Origin of the sequence: Klebsiella sp. GW_Kp182, from assembly GCF_040062275.1 — a bacterium.
GTDB classification, from domain to species: Bacteria; Pseudomonadota; Gammaproteobacteria; order Enterobacterales; family Enterobacteriaceae; genus Klebsiella; species Klebsiella michiganensis.
On the sequence record NZ_JBEAFQ010000052.1, the window covers coordinates 40,444 to 58,472 of the forward strand.

The 18,029-nt window shown below is 57.3% G+C and carries 16 protein-coding genes; 10 read left to right on the forward strand and 6 right to left on the reverse strand.

Going from position 1 to position 18,029, the window contains the following annotated elements:
- The first annotated feature begins 27 nt into the window (after window positions 1-27).
- Window positions 28-1,620 (forward strand): ABC transporter substrate-binding protein, encoded by a 1,593-nt coding sequence (locus tag ABLU88_RS22420; protein ID WP_064375244.1) that lies wholly within the window; start codon window positions 28-30, stop codon window positions 1,618-1,620.
- 139 nt (window positions 1,621-1,759) lie between these two features.
- Window positions 1,760-2,428, forward strand: coding sequence for a DUF3313 domain-containing protein (locus tag ABLU88_RS22425; protein WP_025107899.1), 669 nt, complete (start codon window positions 1,760-1,762; stop codon window positions 2,426-2,428).
- A gap of 75 nt (window positions 2,429-2,503) precedes the next feature.
- On the opposite strand, the gene ABLU88_RS22430 is transcribed toward ABLU88_RS22425, so the two are convergent.
- Window positions 2,504-3,421, reverse strand: coding sequence for an EamA family transporter (locus ABLU88_RS22430; protein ID WP_014838374.1), 918 nt, complete (start codon window positions 3,419-3,421; stop codon window positions 2,504-2,506).
- 182 nt (window positions 3,422-3,603) lie between these two features.
- On the opposite strand from ABLU88_RS22430, the gene ABLU88_RS22435 reads away from it, so the two are divergent.
- Entirely contained in the window at window positions 3,604-4,470 is an 867-nt protein-coding gene (locus tag ABLU88_RS22435; RefSeq protein WP_025107898.1) for an AraC family transcriptional regulator, read from the forward strand.
- On the opposite strand, the gene ABLU88_RS22440 is transcribed toward ABLU88_RS22435, so the two are convergent.
- Complete coding sequence (locus ABLU88_RS22440) at window positions 4,450-5,616, reverse strand: benzoate/H(+) symporter BenE family transporter (protein ID WP_348838008.1); 1,167 nt, start codon at window positions 5,614-5,616, stop codon at window positions 4,450-4,452. The two genes, ABLU88_RS22435 and ABLU88_RS22440, sit on opposite strands and share 21 nt — an antisense overlap.
- A gap of 179 nt (window positions 5,617-5,795) precedes the next feature.
- Between ABLU88_RS22440 and ABLU88_RS22445 the strand changes: the two genes are divergently transcribed.
- Entirely contained in the window at window positions 5,796-6,326 is a 531-nt protein-coding gene (locus ABLU88_RS22445) for an XRE family transcriptional regulator (RefSeq protein ID WP_014229223.1), read from the forward strand.
- Window positions 6,327-6,574: 248 nt separating this feature from the next.
- The gene (locus tag ABLU88_RS22450) at window positions 6,575-8,539 is read left to right on the forward strand and encodes a U32 family peptidase (protein ID WP_032693487.1); all 1,965 of its coding nucleotides are present in this window, start codon (window positions 6,575-6,577) and stop codon (window positions 8,537-8,539) included.
- An 11-nt stretch (window positions 8,540-8,550) separates the two neighbouring features.
- Here the strand turns inward: ABLU88_RS22450 and ABLU88_RS22455 are convergent, their stop codons facing one another.
- From ABLU88_RS22455 to ABLU88_RS22470, 4 genes are all read right to left on the reverse strand, one after another.
- A complete protein-coding gene (locus ABLU88_RS22455; protein ID WP_004850586.1) occupies window positions 8,551-8,784 on the reverse strand; it encodes a DUF2554 family protein in 234 nt (77 codons plus the stop codon).
- Window positions 8,785-8,953: 169 nt separating this feature from the next.
- Window positions 8,954-9,079: a DUF2474 domain-containing protein gene (locus tag ABLU88_RS22460; RefSeq protein ID WP_004850587.1), complete on the reverse strand. Its 126-nt coding sequence runs from the start codon at window positions 9,077-9,079 to the stop codon at window positions 8,954-8,956.
- A complete protein-coding gene (cydB, locus tag ABLU88_RS22465) occupies window positions 9,079-10,089 on the reverse strand; it encodes a cytochrome d ubiquinol oxidase subunit II (RefSeq protein WP_004850589.1) in 1,011 nt (336 codons plus the stop codon). Before cydB ends, ABLU88_RS22460 begins: the two co-directional genes overlap by 1 nt.
- On the reverse strand, window positions 10,089-11,486 hold the full coding sequence (locus ABLU88_RS22470) for a cytochrome ubiquinol oxidase subunit I (RefSeq protein ID WP_014229228.1): 1,398 nt from the start codon (window positions 11,484-11,486) through the stop codon (window positions 10,089-10,091). Before ABLU88_RS22470 ends, cydB begins: the two co-directional genes overlap by 1 nt.
- Before the next feature lie 784 nt (window positions 11,487-12,270).
- Between ABLU88_RS22470 and ABLU88_RS22475 the strand changes: the two genes are divergently transcribed.
- The 5 genes from ABLU88_RS22475 (at window position 12,271) to ABLU88_RS22495 (ending at window position 18,029) form a co-directional block, all read left to right on the forward strand.
- A complete protein-coding gene (locus ABLU88_RS22475) occupies window positions 12,271-13,683 on the forward strand; it encodes a PLP-dependent aminotransferase family protein (protein ID WP_004850592.1) in 1,413 nt (470 codons plus the stop codon).
- Window positions 13,684-14,126: 443 nt separating this feature from the next.
- Window positions 14,127-15,272, forward strand: a complete 1,146-nt coding sequence (gene ydcS / locus ABLU88_RS22480) for a putative ABC transporter substrate-binding protein YdcS (RefSeq protein ID WP_201994061.1) — start codon at window positions 14,127-14,129, stop codon at window positions 15,270-15,272.
- Between the two features lie 19 nt (window positions 15,273-15,291).
- The gene (locus ABLU88_RS22485) at window positions 15,292-16,302 is read left to right on the forward strand and encodes an ABC transporter ATP-binding protein (RefSeq protein WP_348838029.1); all 1,011 of its coding nucleotides are present in this window, start codon (window positions 15,292-15,294) and stop codon (window positions 16,300-16,302) included.
- 1 nt (window position 16,303) lies between these two features.
- Window positions 16,304-17,233 carry an ABC transporter permease gene (locus tag ABLU88_RS22490; RefSeq protein ID WP_042945096.1) on the forward strand — a complete coding sequence of 310 codons (930 nt, stop codon included), beginning with the start codon at window positions 16,304-16,306 and terminating at the stop codon, window positions 17,231-17,233.
- The gene (locus ABLU88_RS22495) at window positions 17,223-18,029 is read left to right on the forward strand and encodes an ABC transporter permease (RefSeq protein ID WP_004850598.1); all 807 of its coding nucleotides are present in this window, start codon (window positions 17,223-17,225) and stop codon (window positions 18,027-18,029) included. The genes ABLU88_RS22490 and ABLU88_RS22495 overlap by 11 nt, the downstream gene beginning before the upstream one ends.

The following is an 18,029-nucleotide window of genomic DNA, read 5'->3' on the forward strand; positions in this document are numbered from 1 at the left end:
TAGCTGACAAATTAAAAAGGAAAACCTATGCAACGCAGATTCACGACGCTTGCTCTGGCGTTAGCGGCCCTGACGGCCAGCTCGGCCATTAGCGCAAAAACGCTGGTCTACTGCTCAGAAGGATCGCCGGAAAACTTTAACCCGCAACTCTACACCTCCGGGACCAGCGTGGACGCCAGCGCGGTGCCGGTCTATAACCGACTGGTCGATTTCAAAGCCGGCACCACAGAACTGGTGCCGAGCCTCGCCGAAAGCTGGGAAGTCAGCGAAGATGGGAAAGTTTATACTTTTCATTTACGCAAAGGCGTTAAATTCCAGAGTAATAAATATTTTAAACCCAGCCGCGATTTTAATGCCGACGACGTTATTTTTTCGTTTATGCGGCAAAAAGATCCTCACCATCCTTATCATAATATCTCCAGCGGCAATTACTCCAATTTTGAAAGCCTGGAATTTGGCCAGTTAATTACCGCGATTGATAAGCCTGATGAATATACGGTGCGTTTCACGCTGGCCCATCCCGAAGCGCCCTTTGTGGCCGATCTTGCCTGGTATTTCGCTTCTATTTTATCGGCGGAATATGCCGATACGATGCTAAAAGCCGGCACGCCAGAGCGCGTGGATATGGACCCGATTGGTACCGGACCTTTCAAACTCGCGCAATATCAAAAAGATTCCCGAATTCTTTTCACCGCGTTCCCGGAATACTGGCAGGGGAAGGCGCATATCGATCGTCTCATTTTTAGTATCACGCCGGACGCCTCGGTGCGCTACGCCAAGCTGGAGAAAAACGAGTGTCAGGTGATGCCGTTCCCCAATCCGGCCGACCTGCCGCGAATGAAAGAGAACAACGCGATCAACCTGATGAGCAAAGCGGGCCTTAACACCGGTTTCCTGGCGTTTAACACCCAAAAAGCGCCGCTGGACAACGTTAAGGTGCGTCAGGCCCTGGCGATGGCGATCAATAAACCGGCGATCATTGAAGCGGTGTTCCACGGTACCGGTACGGCGGCGAAAAACCTGCTGCCGCCGGGCGTATGGAGCGCGGATAGCCAGCTGAAGGATTATGACTACGACCCGCAGAAAGCCAAAGCGCTGCTGGCGGAATCGGGCGTTGCGGGGCCAATTACCATCGATCTGTGGGCGATGCCGGTGCAGCGACCCTATAACCCGAATGCCAAACGCATGGCCGAAATGATCCAGGCCGACTGGGCGAAAATTGGCGTGCAAACGAAAATCACAACCTATGAGTGGGGTGAATACTTAAAGCGGGTGAAGGATGGCGAACATCAGGCGGCGCTGATGGGCTGGACGACCGCGACCGGCGATCCGGATAACTTCTTCGGCCCACTCTTTACCTGCCAGTCGGCGAACGGCGGGTCAAACTCGGCAAAATGGTGCTATCAGCCGTTTGATAAAATTATCGCCGAGGCAAAATCGATAACCGATCGCCAAAAACGCGAAGCGCTCTATCGCCAGGCGCAGCAGATGATGCATGACCAGATGCCGGCAGTCATGATTGCCCACTCGACAATATTTGAACCGGTGCGTAAAAACGTGTCAGGCTACGAAATAGACCCCTTTGGCAAGCATATTTTTTATCAGGTTGATATCAGATAAACAGCCAATCACGGCCCGCCGGTAACGGCGGCTTTATTTTTTCCAGCTACTTGACGTAGCACCGCTTTTGCCACAAAACTTACCCCTGTTATTTGCTATAACTCTTGCCGATAAATGGTATTCACAGGGATTAACCTATATGCGTACTCCGTTATTTTTTAAAGTCGCCGCGCTTGCTGGCCTGTTAGCATTGGCCGGCTGCTCATCCAAAATCGCTCAGCCGGAACAATATTCGGGATTTTTAAAAGATTACTCTAACTTAAAAGAAACCACCTCGGCGTCCGGCAAACCGGAACTGCGCTGGATTTCGCCGGATTACAATCCGAGCAACTATGACAATATCGTCTATAACCCGATCACCTATTACCCGGTACCAAAACCCACCACCCAGGTGGGCGAGAAGGCGCTCAGGGATATCCTGAATTACACCAATAAAGAGATGAAACAGGCTATTTCCGAGCGTAAACCGCTGGCAACCACCCCGGGCAAGCGCAGCCTGATCTTCCGCGGCGCCATCACCGGCGTGGATTCCAGCAAAGAAGGGCTGCAGTTCTACGAAGTGATTCCGGTGGCGATGATTATCGCCGGTACGCAGGCGGCAACGGGCCACCGTACCATGGACACCAACCTGTTTTTTGAAGGGGAGCTGATTGATGCGGCGACCAAAAAGCCGGTTATCAAAGTGGTCCGTAAGGGCGAAGGTAAAAACCTGTCCAACGAAAATACGCCGCTCACCGTCGAGACCCTGAAGCAGGTCATTGATGATATGGCGATTGACGCGGTGAAATTCGACCCCAATAACCGTTAATCAGGCGTAGCCGTGAATAAAGGCGCTAGTGGTTGATAGCGCCTTTTTCATTTCTCCTCGACGGCAGCGCGAGCGTCAGCAGCGATCCGAGCGAACCCAGGCCAGCCTGCGCCGCAGCAGCCACTGCTCCGGGCGAGCGAACATCACCAGATTTCCGACCAGGATCAGCGCCAGTCCGGCCACGGCGCTACTGTGCCAGACGTAACCTTCATAAAAAGTCGAAATGGTCAGCGCGACGAGTGGAAACAGCAGGGTGCTGTATGCCGCTTTACCCGCGCCGATTCGCCCCACCAGCGTAAAATAGGCGCCAAAGGCAATCACCGAGCCAAACACGGCGAGATACAGTAGCGCGCCCATATAGCTGAGGGTCCACTGCGGCGCGAAATTATCACCGCGAACCAGCGCGATCGCGCCCATTACCAGAGTGCCGTAAAGCATGGCCCAGCTGTTGGTGGTCAACGTCTCCAGACCGCGGCGCTGGTGGCGGATGCTGAGCATATTGCCGAGCGAAAACCCATAGGTGCCCAATGCGCTGAGGGCAATACCCAGCAGGAGCGAGGCGTTCAGGCCGCTGGCCCATAAATCATCCCAGAATAGCGTCACGATCCCCGCCAGCCCCAGCGCGGCGGCCAGCCAGAATCGGCCCGGAGGCTGCTGGCGATAGAAGAGAAAGCTATTGATCGCGTTAAACAACACCGCCATGGAGAAGATCACCGACTCCAGCCCGGTATTGATATACGCGGCGGCGGTATAGAAACACCAGAAATTAAAGCAGAAAACGCAGCAGCCCTGTAGCAGGCAAAAGAGATGGTCGCGCGCGGCCAGCGGCCGCAGGCGGCGGGTAACCAGCAGAATGGTCAACATCGCGACGCTGGCGACGGCGAAGCGCCAGAAAATAGACACCGGCGCGGCAACCGGCCCCTGCTGCAAAAAGATAGCAATCCAGGTGGTGCCCCAGATAACCACGACCAAACCGTAGAGTAATGCGTTCAAAATGTCTCTCCTGTGAGTGTTGTACCGGTCATTCTGCGGCCCGGGCGAATTCGGCGCTGTCATCAGCTTGTCGCCGACTTGCAAATTCTTGCGCTTATTTTTCATTAGCGGCGGGGGAATGCTGGTATCTGCCGGCGACTCTTCTTAGACTAGCGATCTGCGGAATCTGAACTGTGAAGGCTATGGCTTACGGGACTTTCGAAACATTGCGTCAAAAAAATGCCGTGCTGCGGGGGACGGTGAACCTCAACTCCGGTATTCAGCTGGCGGCGTGGTATAACAATCTTGATACCATCACGGTACAAAGTGACCACCATACCCTGAGCCTCTATATTGCCGATGGCTACGAAAGCTACCAAAAAACGCCCCACGGCTGGAAAAACGGCGGCGGGCCGGATCGTTTTTGCCTGATGCCGAAAGGCGATGAGAGCACCTGGGATATCCGCGGCGATCTCTCTTTTGTGCATCTTTACTGCACCGATGAGCACCTGCGCCGGGTAGGCGAGCAGATTTGGGACCGCAGCCCGGCCTCGTTCACGCTGCAGGAGAAAACGTTTTCCAGCGATGACAAAATCACCGCCGTCTACCGCCAGTTTCTCCTCGACAACGACTGGCAGCAGCAGGCGAATCAGCTGACGTTGAGTTCGGCCAGCACGCTGCTGCTCACTCACCTGATTCAGCACTATTCGAACGTTCAGTGGCGTTTACCGACCGTGACCGGCGGGCTGGCGCCGCACGTCTTGCGCAATCTGCTGGCATGGATTGAGGAGAACCTCGACCAGCCGCTCACTCTTGCCGAACTGGCGCAGGAAGCGGCGTTAAGCGAATACCATTTTGCGCGGATGTTTCGCCAGTCGATGAAGATGGCGCCGCACCAGTACGTTATGCAGCGCCGGATGGTTAAAGCGCAGGCGCTGATTAGCCAGAGTCGGCTGCCGTTAACCGATATCGCCATGGCCTGCGGTTTTAGCAGCGCCAGCCACTTCAGCAACCGGGTGAAAAGCGCCACTGGCCTGACGCCCTCGCAGCTACGCGCGGCGCAGCGTTGACAGCAAAACGTAGCTGACGCCGCCGAGAACCAGCCCCCAAAACGCTGAGCCGATACCGGCCAGCGTCACGCCGCTGGCGGTGACCAGAAACGTTACTACCGCCGCATCGCGCTCACTCTCATGATTCAATGCCTGAAACAGGCTGCCGCCGATGGTACCGAGCAGCGCCAGCCCGGCAAGCATCTGGACCCACGCTATCGGCAGCGCCGACATCAACGAGGTGATTGAGCCGCCAAATATCCCCGCCAGCAGATAAAACACGCCCGCCGCCGCCGCCGCGAGCCAGCGTTTTTGCGGGTCCGGATGGGCTTCCGGGCTCTGGCAAATCGCGGCCGTAATGGCGGCGATGCAGATCGAGTAGACCCCGAAAGGCGACAGCAGCAGCGCCAGGCCGCCGGTGACGACAATAAGCGTTGAAGCGGGGACCCGATAGCCTGAGGCCTGGAGGGTGGCGAAGCCGGGGGCGTTTTGCGACGCCATGGTGACGAGGAAAAACGGTATACCGACGCTGATCAACAGCGCCGGCGTGAATTCAGGGGCGATCCAGGAAGGGGCGACAATGCTGAAGTTTATTTGTGACGTTGTCACTTCTCCGCTCAATCCGGCCACCGCGCTTCCTGTCAGCAGGGCGGCGACAACCGCGAAGCGGGGAAGCCAGGCTTTGCACAGTAACCATACGGCTAACATACTGCCGCATAACAGCAGATTAGCCTGCAGGCTGGCGAAAGCCTGCATGCCAAAGCGCAGCAATATGCCGGCCAGCATCGCCGCCGCCAGCGAATGGGGAATAATCTTCATGAGCCGGGCAAATATGCCGGTGATGCCGCAAAGCACGATTAAGGCGTTGGCAAAAATAAAGACGCCAACCGCCTGGGAGAGCGTGACCCCCTGCAGACCGCTGACCAGCAGCGCCGAGCCGGGGGTTGACCAGGCCGTCAGGATGGGCACCTTTCGCCAGACGGTGAGGGCCAGGGTGCTGATGCCCATTCCCAGACCTAAGGCGGTCATCCAGCCAGCGATTTGCGCAGCATCGGCGCCTGCCGCCGCCGCTGCCTGCCAGATAATGGCGGCAGAGCTGGCATAGCCGACCAGCACGGCGACGAAGCCGGCGAGCAGACTCGGAAAAGGGAGAGTGAAAGAGCGCATGGGGGTGCCTTGTGCGTTATAACGGTCGGTATAATGTAGCATTGTGCGTTATAACGCACAACTGGCTTTTCGGCAACGCCAGACCTGGATAGCGGAGCCCGGGTGAGCGCTATACGTCAATTCCCTGTAGAATCAGGTGAATGTGCGTATAATTCCTTCAGATATTATTGGGAGGTTGAATGGATATTGCGCAACACCTGTCGGCAACGTTAAAAACGCTGCGCCAGCAGCGCGGCTGGAGCCTGTCGCGCCTGGCGGAAGAGACCGGCGTGTCGAAGGCCATGCTGGGCCAGATTGAACGCAACGAATCCAGCCCGACGGTAGCGACGTTATGGAAAATCGCCACCGGGCTTAACGTGCCGTTTTCCGCCTTTATCGTTGCCGATGAGGCCGGTGAACCGACGGCATTTGATCCCCAGCAGCAGGCCATGGTGGTCACGCCGCTATTCCCTTGGGACCCGGTGCTGCGCTTCGATCACTTCTCCATCACCCTGGCCCCGGGCGCGCTGAGTGAGTCAACGCCGCATGAGCAAGGGGTTATCGAACATGTGGTGGTGATTAGCGGTGTGCTGGATCTTTGCCTGCAGGACAGCTGGCAATCGCTGCAGCCAGGGGAAGGGCGGCGTTTCGCCGGCGATTTAGCGCACGCCTATCGCAATAGCGGTGGGCAGACTGCCCATTTTCATTCGCTGATCCATTACCCGAAATAAAAAAGCCGCGAGTAAACTCGCGGCCAGGCAAATGACTGAGACAACAAATCACAACGTGACGAGGAAAATCCGGAATACGTGATGACTCTATCCTTAGGCACTTTTTCTGGGAAATATCTTTTCCTTCAATGCTTTGCTAAAAACTGAAAATTCCTTCCGCGGCGGCGATGGAAAATGTTTTGGTCTGCGCCAGGTTCTGACTACAATAGCCGCCATTTCGACCCCCTATAATGGATAACGACGAGCGTATGCGCCTGCAAAACCATCATCTTGAACTACTGAGTCCTGCCCGCGATGCCGGGATCGCCCGTGAAGCGATTTTACACGGCGCGGATGCGGTCTACATCGGCGGGCCGGGCTTTGGCGCGCGCCACAACGCCAGCAACAGCCTGAGCGATATCGCCGGTCTGGTACCGTTTGCCCATCGCTACGGCGCGAAAGTGTTCGTGACCCTGAACACCATTCTTCATGATGATGAGCTGGAGCCGGCGCAGCGCCTGATAACCGACCTGTATGAAACCGGCGTCGACGCGCTGATTGTCCAGGATATGGGGGTCATGGAGCTGGATATTCCGCCGATTGAGCTGCACGCCAGCACCCAGTGCGATATCCGCAGCGTTGAGAAAGCGAAATTTCTCTCCGACGTCGGCTTCAGCCAAATCGTGCTCGCCCGCGAGCTGAATCTTCAGCAGATCAAAGCGATTTACGATAACACCGACGCGACCATTGAGTTCTTCATCCACGGCGCGCTGTGCGTGGCCTATTCCGGCCAGTGCAATATTTCCCATGCTCAGACCGGGCGGAGCGCCAACCGCGGCGACTGCTCGCAGGCCTGCCGTCTGCCCTATACCCTGAAAGATGACCAGGGCCGCGTGGTGGCGTATGAAAAGCACCTGCTGTCGATGAAAGACAACGATCAGACCGCCAACCTGGCCGCGCTGATCGATGCCGGGGTACGTTCCTTCAAAATTGAAGGCCGCTACAAAGATATGAGCTATGTGAAGAACATCACCGCGCACTATCGCCAGATGCTCGACGCCATTATTGACGATCGCGGCGACCTGGCCCGCGCCTCGGCGGGGCGTACCGAACACTTCTTTGTTCCGTCAACGGATAAGACCTTCCATCGCGGCAGCACCGACTATTTTGTCAACGCGCGCAAAGGCGATATTGGCGCGTTTGACTCGCCAAAGTTTATTGGTCTGCCGGTGGGGGAAGTCCTGAAAGTCGGTAAAGATTTTCTCGACGTTGAGGTGAGCGAAACGCTGACCAACGGCGACGGCCTGAACGTGATGATCAAACGTGAAATCGTCGGCTTTCGCGCCAACACGGTGGAGAAAACCGGCGAAAACCGCTATCGCGTATGGCCGAACGAGATGCCCGCGGATTTACACAAAGTGCGTCCGCATCAGCCGTTAAACCGCAACCTCGATCATAACTGGCAGCAGGCGCTGCTGAAAACCTCCAGCGAGCGCCGCATCGCCGTCGATATCGAACTGAGCGGCTGGCAGGAGCAGCTGGTCCTGACGATGACCAGCGAAGAGGGCGTGAGCGTCACCCACACGCTGGACGGCGAGTTTGCCGAGGCGACCCAGGCGGAGAAAGCGCTGGCGAACCTGCGCGATGGCGTGGCGAAGCTCGGCCAGACTCTTTACTATTCGCGCAATGTTGAGATTAACCTGCCCGGCGCGCTGTTCGTGCCAAACAGTCTGCTGAACCAGCTGCGCCGTGAAACGGCGGAAATGCTTGATGATGCGCGTCTGAAGGCCGTGGTGCGCGGCAGCCGCAAGCCGGTTTCGGTGCCGCCGCCGGTCTATCCGGAAACGCATCTGTCGTTTCTGGCTAACGTCTACAACCACAAAGCGCGCGAGTTTTATCAACGTTACGGCGTTCAGCTGATCGACGCCGCCTATGAAGCTCATGAAGAGAAGGGCGACGTGCCGGTTATGATTACCAAGCACTGCCTGCGCTTTGCCTTCAACCTGTGTCCGAAACAGGCCAAAGGTTCGATTAAAAGCTGGAAAGCGACGCCAATGCAGCTGATCCACGGCGATGAAGTGCTGACGCTGAAGTTTGACTGCCGCCCATGCGAAATGCACGTGGTCGGTAAGATAAAAAACCATATCCTGAAAATGCCGCTGCCGGGCAGCATCGTGGCGTCAGTGAGTCCCGATGAGCTGATGAAAACCCTGCCGAAACGCAAGGGCGCCTGATAACGAAATCGCTACTGGTAGTGATGCATTTTTGGTTTCCGCGCATTCTGCCAGTGGTGCTGCTCGCGCAGGTCGGAGGCGGCGTCTTCCGCCTGGCTGCGCAGCTCGTCGCTATCGGCTTCGTGCTGTAACTGCTGTTCGAGACTCTGTACCGGGAAGAAATCGTGTCCGTGCTGGCGGGCCAGCACGTGCCCGGAAAACAGGGCGCACGCCAGCAGTAATGTTGAAACGCTTCTTCTGAACATCTCTTTTTCCATGCTATCGGCGAATGAGGCTACTATGCCAGGGGCTGGGTGAGCTTATTACGTCGGTTGTCAAAGAAGAGAAAAGGCTTTGTCAGCATCGCCTGACGGATGGCGAAAAAAAGCCCGATGGTGTCGCCATCGGGCCGAATAACATAACGTGACGGGCGGATCAGGCCTTCAGCCCGGCGGCCGTCATCAGCAGCCGAAATCCCATGCTTACCGCCGCCAGCGCCAGCACGCTGCCTCCCCACAGGACCACCATCCATAATGTGCGCTTAAGCCATACTCGTTGCATCAGTGATACCCCTCGCCGTGTTGAACTTTGCCGCGAAAAACGTAGTAGCTCCAGAAGGTGTAGCCGAGGATCACCGGCAGAATAAGCAGCGCGCCAACCAGCATAAAGCCCTGGCTTTGCGGCGGCGCGGCGGCCTGCCAGAGGGTGATGCCCGGTGGAATAATATACGGCCAGATACTGATTCCCAGCCCGCTAAAGCCGAGAAAGATCAGCCCCAGCGTGAGGACAAACGGCAGCAGGTGGCTGGCGCTGTTGCGCAGCGCTCGCCACAGCCAGGCGCTTATCGCCGCGACCAGCAGCGGTACCGGCAGCAGGAAGAAGAGATTTGGCAAGCTAAACCAGCGCTCGGCGATGGCCGTCTGCGCCAGCGGGGTCCAGATGCTGATGGCGACAATTACCGCCAGCAGCGCCAGCAGCAAACCGCGCGCGGTCACGCGCATATTGCGGTGGAGCGCATTCTCGCTCTTCATCACCAGCCAGCTGGCGCCCAGCAGCGCATACGCAATGCACAGTCCCAGGCCGCAGAACAGGGTAAACGGCGTAAACCAGTCAAACATCCCGCCGCTGAAGCTGCGGCCGCTGACCGCGAAGCCGTTGATCACCGCGCCGACGACCATCCCCTGGGTGAAGGTGGCCAGAATCGAACCGCCCATAAAGGCGCGATCCCAGAACGGGCGGTGCGATGGCGTCGCGTTAAAGCGGAATTCAAAAGCGACGCCGCGGAAAATAAGCCCGATCAGCATCAGGGTAAGGGGGATCGCCAGCGCGTCGATAATTACCGCATAGGCCAGCGGAAAAGCGCCAAACAGGCCCGCGCCGCCGAGCACCAGCCAGGTCTCGTTGCCATCCCAGACCGGCGCGACGCTGTTCACCATGACGTCGCGATCCGCCGCGTCCCGCGTGGTACTGAATAAAATGCCAATGCCCAGGTCGAAGCCGTCCATCACGATATACATCAGGGTGGCGAAGACGATGATGACAAACCAAATAACCGATAAATCGATACCCATTACCAGGACTCCTTCTGCTGTACATGGTCCGTTGCGGCGGAAAGCGGGCGGGCAGGCGTACCGGCGCCAGGCGGCTGAGCGTCCTGCGGCCCTTTGCGAATCAGACGCAGCATATAGCTATAACCGACGCCGAATACCGAAGCGTAGACGACGATAAACGTCAGCAGACTGATGGACATATGCAGGTCGCCGTGAGCGGAGACGGCATCTGCGGTACGCTGTACGCCGTAGACGACCCACGGCTGGCGGCCCACCTCGGTGGTCACCCAGCCCGCGAGGATAGCGATAAGCCCCGATGGCCCCATCCATAGCGCAAAGCGTAAAAAGGGTCGGGAGTGATAGAGGCGACCGCGATAGCGCAGCCACAGGGCCAGCGCGCCGAGCAGGATCATCAGCATGCCGAGGCCGGCCATCAGACGGAAGGACCAGAACACGATGGTGGCGTTAGGGCGATCTTCCGCCGCGAACTCTTTCAGCGCGGGAACCTGTTTATCCAGGCTGTGGGTGAGGATCAGGCTGCCGAGGGCCGGGATTTCCAGACCATAGCGCGTCCGTTCCTGCTGCATATCCGGCCAGCCGAACAGCAGCAGCGGGGTGGGTTCTCCGGGGATATTCTCCCAGTGACCCTCGATAGCGGCGATTTTCGCCGGTTGGTGCTTGAGCGTATTCAGCCCGTGCATATCGCCAATCATGGCCTGAACCGGGGCGACAATCAGCGTCATCCACAGCGCCATGGAGAACATCGCGCGAACGGCGGGCGTGTTGTTGCCGCGCAGCAGGTGCCAGGCGGCCGATGCACCGACGAACAGCGCGCTGCTGAGAAAGGCCGCCACCGACATATGCAGCAGACGGTAGGGAAACGACGGGTTAAAGATAACCGCGAACCAGTCCACCGGCACCACCTGGCCATTGACGATCTCAAACCCCTGCGGCGTTTGCATCCAGCTATTGGACGCGAGGATCCAGAAGGTGGAGATTATCGTCCCCAGCGCCACCATGCAGGTGGCGAAGAAGTGCAGGCCCGGCCCGACGCGGTTCCAGCCGAACAGCATGACGCCGAGGAATCCGGCTTCAAGGAAGAAGGCGGTCAGAACTTCGTAGGTCAGCAGCGGGCCGGTTATGCTCCCGGCAAACTCGGAGAATCCGCTCCAGTTGGTACCAAACTGGTAGGCCATGACCAGACCTGAGACCACTCCCATGCCGAAGTTGACGGCGAAGATTTTCGACCAGAAGTGGTAGAGCGAGCGCCAGGTCGGGTTTTTCGTTTTTAACCATAAGCCTTCGAGAACCGCCAGGTAGCTGGCTAACCCGATGGTGATGGCGGGGAAGATGATATGAAATGACACGGTGAAGGCGAACTGGATCCGCGCCAGGTGGAATGCATCAAGACCGAACATGCAGAACTCCGCAATAAAATTGATTCAGCGCAATTCTAGGCCTCCGCTATGGCGGATAGCAGGAACAGAAACCCTGTTTTTATCTATAACAGTTATGGATTTGAGTTTCGGTTATCTTGTGATAAATCCTTTTTTCTAAAATCAAGCTATTTCACACCCGCGGATAGTATGTTATTTTAATTAGACGTTAGCGCTGCAAGTCAGCATTTAAACGTTCCTTTGGGTAAGCAATATTTATATATCTATTATAAATATAGATGTGCTGAATAATTCATAAATTGTGTATCAATCCTACAATAAAATAATTGATTGTTTTTACTGCACGCACGTATGCCTTCATTAACGCTGGTTTCGTATGCTGTGGGTTTTAATCTGGGATTTTAACTCAGCCTGATTTGAGCGCTGAGTTAAGGATATGTTTAATACATACCCGTAATTTTATGGGTTGTTATTGGATAGTGTATTTATTGATTATATTTTACAGAGGATGTGATTGTGTCGACTAATGGACTTCGTAGCTTATGTACTGTTTTGTTAATTATGACTTTTTTCTGGATACTGGTTGTTAGTGGGATGGTTATGCTATTTTAAATAATAGCTTATCGTTTAATCACCTGAGTTTATTCTGCATCAGGTGGATATATGAGCAATAAACGAATGGCTTAGCTGTAAGTAATTCGTGCTATCGCCAATGCCAATCTTTGTAAATAGGTCAGTATATAAATACTGGCCTATTTTATAAACTGATATACAATTGTGCTGACATTTTCTTGCGGATTGTTATATGAAAAAGTACCAGCAGCTGGCGCAGCAGATTACCGAACAGATTGGCCTTGGGGTGTGGTTACCCGGCGACCGGCTGCCCTCACTGCGGGAACAGGTGGTCAGCAGCGGGATGAGTTTCATGACCGTCAGCCACGCCTACCAGCTGCTGGAAAGCCAGGGCCGGATCATTGCCCGCCCGCAGTCCGGCTATTATGTCGCGCCGCAGCCGATCAAACAGCGTCAGCCTGAGCCGCCCGCCCAGGTGACGCGCGATGAGTCCGTTGATATCAATACCTACATCTTCGAGGTGCTGCAGGCCAGCCGTCAGGCGTCCATGCTGCCCTTTGCCTCCGCTTTTCCCGATCCGCGCCTGTTTCCGCTGCCGCAGCTTAACCGCTCTCTGGCGCAGGTCAGCAAAACCGCCACCGCCATGAGCGTGATTGAAAACCTGCCGCCGGGGAATGATGAACTCCGCCATGCCATTGCCCGCCGCTACGCGCTGCAGGGAATGAATATCTCGCCGGATGAAATCGTCATCACCGCCGGAGCGCTGGAGGCGTTGAACCTTAGCCTGCAGGCCGTTACTGAACCGGGCGATTGGGTCGTTGTGGAAAACCCCTGCTTCTACGGGGCGCTGCAGGCGCTGGAGAGGCTGCGCCTGAAGGCGCTGTCGGTGGCGACCGATGTCAAAGAGGGCATTGACCTCGACGCGCTGGAGCAGGCGTTGCAGAATTACCCGGTTAAAGCCTGCTGGCTGATGACCAACGGGCAAAACCCGCTCGGCTTTACCCTCAGCGCGGAGAAAAAAACGCAGCTGGTCGCGCTGCTGGCGCGCTACAAGGTGATGCTGATTGAAGATGATGTCTACAGCGAGCTCTATTTCGGCCGCGAGAAACCGCTGCCGGCAAAGTACTGGGATCGCGACGACATGACGCTGCACTGCAGCTCTTTTTCCAAGTGCCTGGTGCCCGGGTTCCGCATTGGTTGGGTGGCGGCGGGCAGACACGCCCGACGCATTCAGCAGCTACAGCTGATGAGCACGCTCTCAACCAGTTCACCCATGCAGCTGGCGCTGGTGGATTACCTCTCGACCAAGCGCTATGACGCCCATTTGCGGCGTTTGCGCCGCCAGCTTGCCGAGCGCAAGCAGCTGGCCTGGCAGGCGCTGCTGCGCCATCTGCCCGCTGAGGTGAAAATCCATCATAGCGACAGCGGCTATTTTCTCTGGCTTGAGCTCCCCGCCGGGAGCGACGCGGGGGAGCTGAGCGCCCGCGCGCTGGCGTATAATATCAGCATTGCGCCGGGGAAAATGTTTTCCACCTCCGCCAGCTGGACCGCATTTTTTCGCTTTAATACCGCGTGGGGCTGGGGCGAAAGAGAGGAACAGGGGGTTAAGCGGCTGGGCGAACTGATTCGCGAGATGCTGGCGTAGCTGGGATGGCGGTCCGCTTGCCCGGGCAGGGGAAGTTTATTGGCGCCCGGGCAAGCGCAGAATATCCCTGACCGGTCCGGCCGCCACCCGGCAAAAAACCGCGGCGGCAGAGAAAACGGTTTTTTCATTTATCCGGGGTTTTGTTTATATCCAGCGGTTATCACTTTCCTTAAAAATATGCCGCTGACGCAGGCTGAATATCATGCCCGTTATTATTGTTTCGCGGTAAACCATATGAAATTTGCATAGTCATATTAACTCGCTAACCGCTTGTCTATAATCCGCAAAGTCAGCCCGTGTCGCACGTTTTGTGCGTAATGCGCCCCTTGTCACAACCTGAATAAATTTCCCCGGGAGGCCATAGCGCGCCGTCTACTGTTATTAAGGGAGATATTTTTACGGCATGGCTGCCGCTCATTTTCTTGTGACAGGAGTAAGACCCGATGAGCAAAAAAATTGCCCGTGGCAGCCTTTGCGTGCTGGGTATGGTTTGCCTGACGGCGCAGGCCGCCGAGCCGCCGACATCTCTCGATAAAGGCGAAGGCCGTCTCGATATTATCGCCTGGCCGGGATATATCGAACGGGGACAGACCGATAAAAGCTACGACTGGGTAACCCAGTTTGAAAAAGAATCCGGCTGTCAGGTCAACGTCAAAACCGCCGCCACGTCCGACGAGATGGTCAGCCTGATGGCGAAAGGCGGTTATGACCTGGTCACCGCGTCCGGCGACGCCTCGCTGCGCCTGATTATGGGCAAGCGCGTGCAGCCGATTGACACCGCGCTGATCGCTAACTGGAAGTCCCTCGACCCGCGCGTGGAAAAAGGCGCGTGGTTCAACGTCAACGGTAAGGTTTACGGCACTCCCTACCAGTGGGGGCCGAACCTGCTAATGTACAACACGAAAACCTTCCCGACGCCGCCGGACAGCTGGAGCGTGGTGTTCGTCAAACAAAACCTGCCGGATGGTAAAACCAACCTGGGCCGCGTGCAGGCCTATGACGGGCCGATTTATATTGCCGATGCCGCGCTGTTCGTCAAAGCCACCCAGCCGCAGCTGGGCATCAGTGATCCCTATCAGCTTACCGAAGCGCAATATCAGGCGGTACTCAAGGTGCTGCGCGATCAGCACGCCCTGATTCATCGCTACTGGCACGATACCACCGTACAGATGAGCGATTTTAAAAACGAAGGCGTCGTGGCCTCCAGCGCCTGGCCCTATCAGGCCAACGGTCTGAAGGCGGAAGGTCAGCCGATTGCGACCGTTTTCCCGAAAGAGGGCGTCACCGGCTGGGCGGATACCACCATGCTGCATAGCGACGCGAAACACCCGGTCTGCGCCTATAAATGGATGAACTGGTCGCTGACGCCGAAAGTGCAGGGGGATGTCGCGGCCTGGTTTGGTTCGCTACCGGTGGTACCCGAGGGGTGCAAAGCCAGCGCGCTGCTGGGGGGCAAAGGCTGCGAGACCAATGGTTACAACGAATTTGCCAAAATCGCGTTCTGGAAAACGCCGGTAGCGGAAGGCGGGAAATTTGTTCCCTATAGCCGCTGGACCCAGGATTACATTGCGATTATGGGCGGTCGTTAAGTCGCCGGAGGCGAAGAACATGCACGCGGTAGAGTTCGATAATGTTTCGCGGCTGTACGGCGACGTGCGGGCGGTGGACGGCGTCAGCATCGCCATTCGCGATGGCGAATTTTTCTCCATGCTGGGGCCCTCCGGCTCCGGCAAAACCACCTGCCTGCGCCTGATTGCCGGGTTTGAACAGCTTTCGGGCGGCGCCATTCGCATTTTTGGTAAAGCGGCCAGCGAACTGCCGCCGTGGCAGCGCGACGTGAATACGGTGTTCCAGGATTACGCGCTGTTTCCTCATATGTCGGTCCTCGATAACGTCGCCTACGGGCTGATGGTCAAAGGCGTCGGTAAGAAAGCGCGGCATGCCCGCGCGCTGGAGGCGCTGGAGAAGGTCGCGCTCGCGTTTGTCCACGCGCGCAGGCCATCGCAGCTTTCCGGCGGCCAGCGCCAGCGGGTGGCGATCGCCCGCGCGCTGGTGAATCAGCCGCGCGTCCTGCTGCTGGATGAGCCGCTCGGGGCGCTGGATTTAAAACTGCGTGAACAGATGCAGCTGGAGCTGAAGAAACTGCAGCAGGCGCTGGGCATTACCTTTATTTTTGTGACCCACGATCAGGGCGAAGCCCTGTCGATGTCCGAACGCGTGGCGGTGTTTAATAATGGGCGAATCGAACAGGTTGATGCGCCCCAGGACCTCTATTTGCGGCCTAAAACGGCGTTTGTGGCCGGCTTTGTCGGGACCGCCAACGTATTCAGCAGCGAGCAGGCGCACAAGCTGTGCGCGATGGCGGGAACGTGGTCGCTGCGCCCGGAACATATCCGGCTGAACGTTGCCGGGGAGATCCAGACGGAGGGCGTTGTGCAGGCGGTGCAGTATCAGGGGGCCGCGACCCGCGTCGAACTCAAGCTGGCGAACGGCGAGAAGCTGTTGGTGAGCCAGGCGAATAGTGATGGTCATGCCGCGCTAAACGCGCCGCCGGTAGGGCAAACGGTGCTGGCTTCGTGGTCGCGAGCGGCGATGGTGCCGCTGGAGAGCGGAGGCTGATATGACGATGGCGATTCCGTCCGCCACCACCGGGCGCGTATCCGCGCTGTTCTGGCGTAAACCCTCGCTGGCCCTGTTTTTGCTTCTGCTTGGCCCGCTCATGTGGTTTGGCATTGTCTATCTGGGATCGTTGTTGACCCTGCTATGGCAAAGCTTCTACACCTTCGACGATTTCACCATGTCGGTCACTCACGACCTGACGCTGGCCAATCTGCAGGCGCTGTTTAACCCGGCGAACTACGACATCATTATCCGTACCCTGACGATGGCGCTGTCGGTGACCGTCGCCAGCGCGATTCTGGCCTTGCCTATGGCCTGGTACATGGCCCGCTATACCCGGGGCAAGATGAAGGCGTTTTTCTACATCGCCGTGATGCTGCCGATGTGGGCAAGCTATATCGTCAAAGCCTATGCATGGACGCTGCTGTTGGCGAAAGATGGCGTTGCGCAGTGGTTCCTGCGCCATCTTGGCCTGGAAAGCGTACTGAGCATGGTGCTGACGATCCCGGCGGTCGGCGGCAATACGCTATCGACGTCCGGACTGGGGCGCTTCCTGGTGTTCGTCTATATCTGGCTGCCGTTTATGATCCTGCCGGTGCAGGCCGCGCTGGAACGCCTGCCGCCATCATTGCTTCAGGCCTCCGCCGATCTGGGCGCTCGTCCGCGCCAGACCTTCCGCTACGTGGTGCTGCCGCTGGCGATTCCCGGCATTGCCGCAGGCTCGATTTTTACCTTCTCCCTGACGCTCGGCGATTTTATCGTGCCGCAGCTGGTGGGGCCGCCGGGGTTCTTTATCGGCAATATGGTCTATTCCCAGCAGGGGGCGATTGGCAATATGCCCATGGCGGCGGCGTTTACCCTGGTGCCTATCGTGCTGATTGCCCTTTATCTGGCGTTTGTGAAACGTCTGGGAGCGTTTGATGCACTCTGAACGCGCACCGCTGCTCCTGAAAGTGGCAACCTGGGGCGGGGTGATCTTTCTCCATTTCCCGCTGCTGATTATCGCGCTCTATGCGTTTAATACCGAAGACGCCGCCTTCAGCTTTCCGCCACAGGGCCTGACGCTGCGCTGGTTTAGCGAGGCGGCGGGGCGCGGGGATATTATCGATGCCGTGACGTTGTCACTTAAAATTGCCGCGCTCTCCACCGCTATCGCTCTGCTACTTGGCACGCTGGCTGCAGGTGCGCTATGGCGCAGCACGTTTTTTGGCAAGAACGCCGTCTCGCTACTGCTGCTGTTGCCGATAGCACTGCCCGGCATTATTACCGGACTGGCGCTGCTCACTGCCTTCAAGGCCGTCAATCTGGAACCCGGATTGCTGACGATCGTCGTGGGGCATGCGACGTTCTGCGTCGTTGTGGTGTTTAACAACGTTATTGCCCGCTTCCGCCGGACCTCCTGGAGCCTGGTGGAGGCGTCGATGGACTTAGGCGCCACGGGCTGGCAAACCTTTCGCTATGTGGTGTTGCCCAATTTGGGCTCGGCGCTGCTGGCGGGAGGCATGCTGGCGTTTGCCCTGTCGTTTGATGAAATTATCGTCACCACGTTCACCGCCGGGCACGAGCGCACGCTGCCGCTCTGGCTGCTCAATCAGCTCGGACGCCCGCGCGATGTCCCGGTGACCAACGTGGTTGCGCTGCTGGTGATGCTGGTGACGATGATGCCGATTCTGGGGGCCTGGTGGCTCACCCGTGACGGCGACGTCAGCGCTGAAAACGGAAAGTAA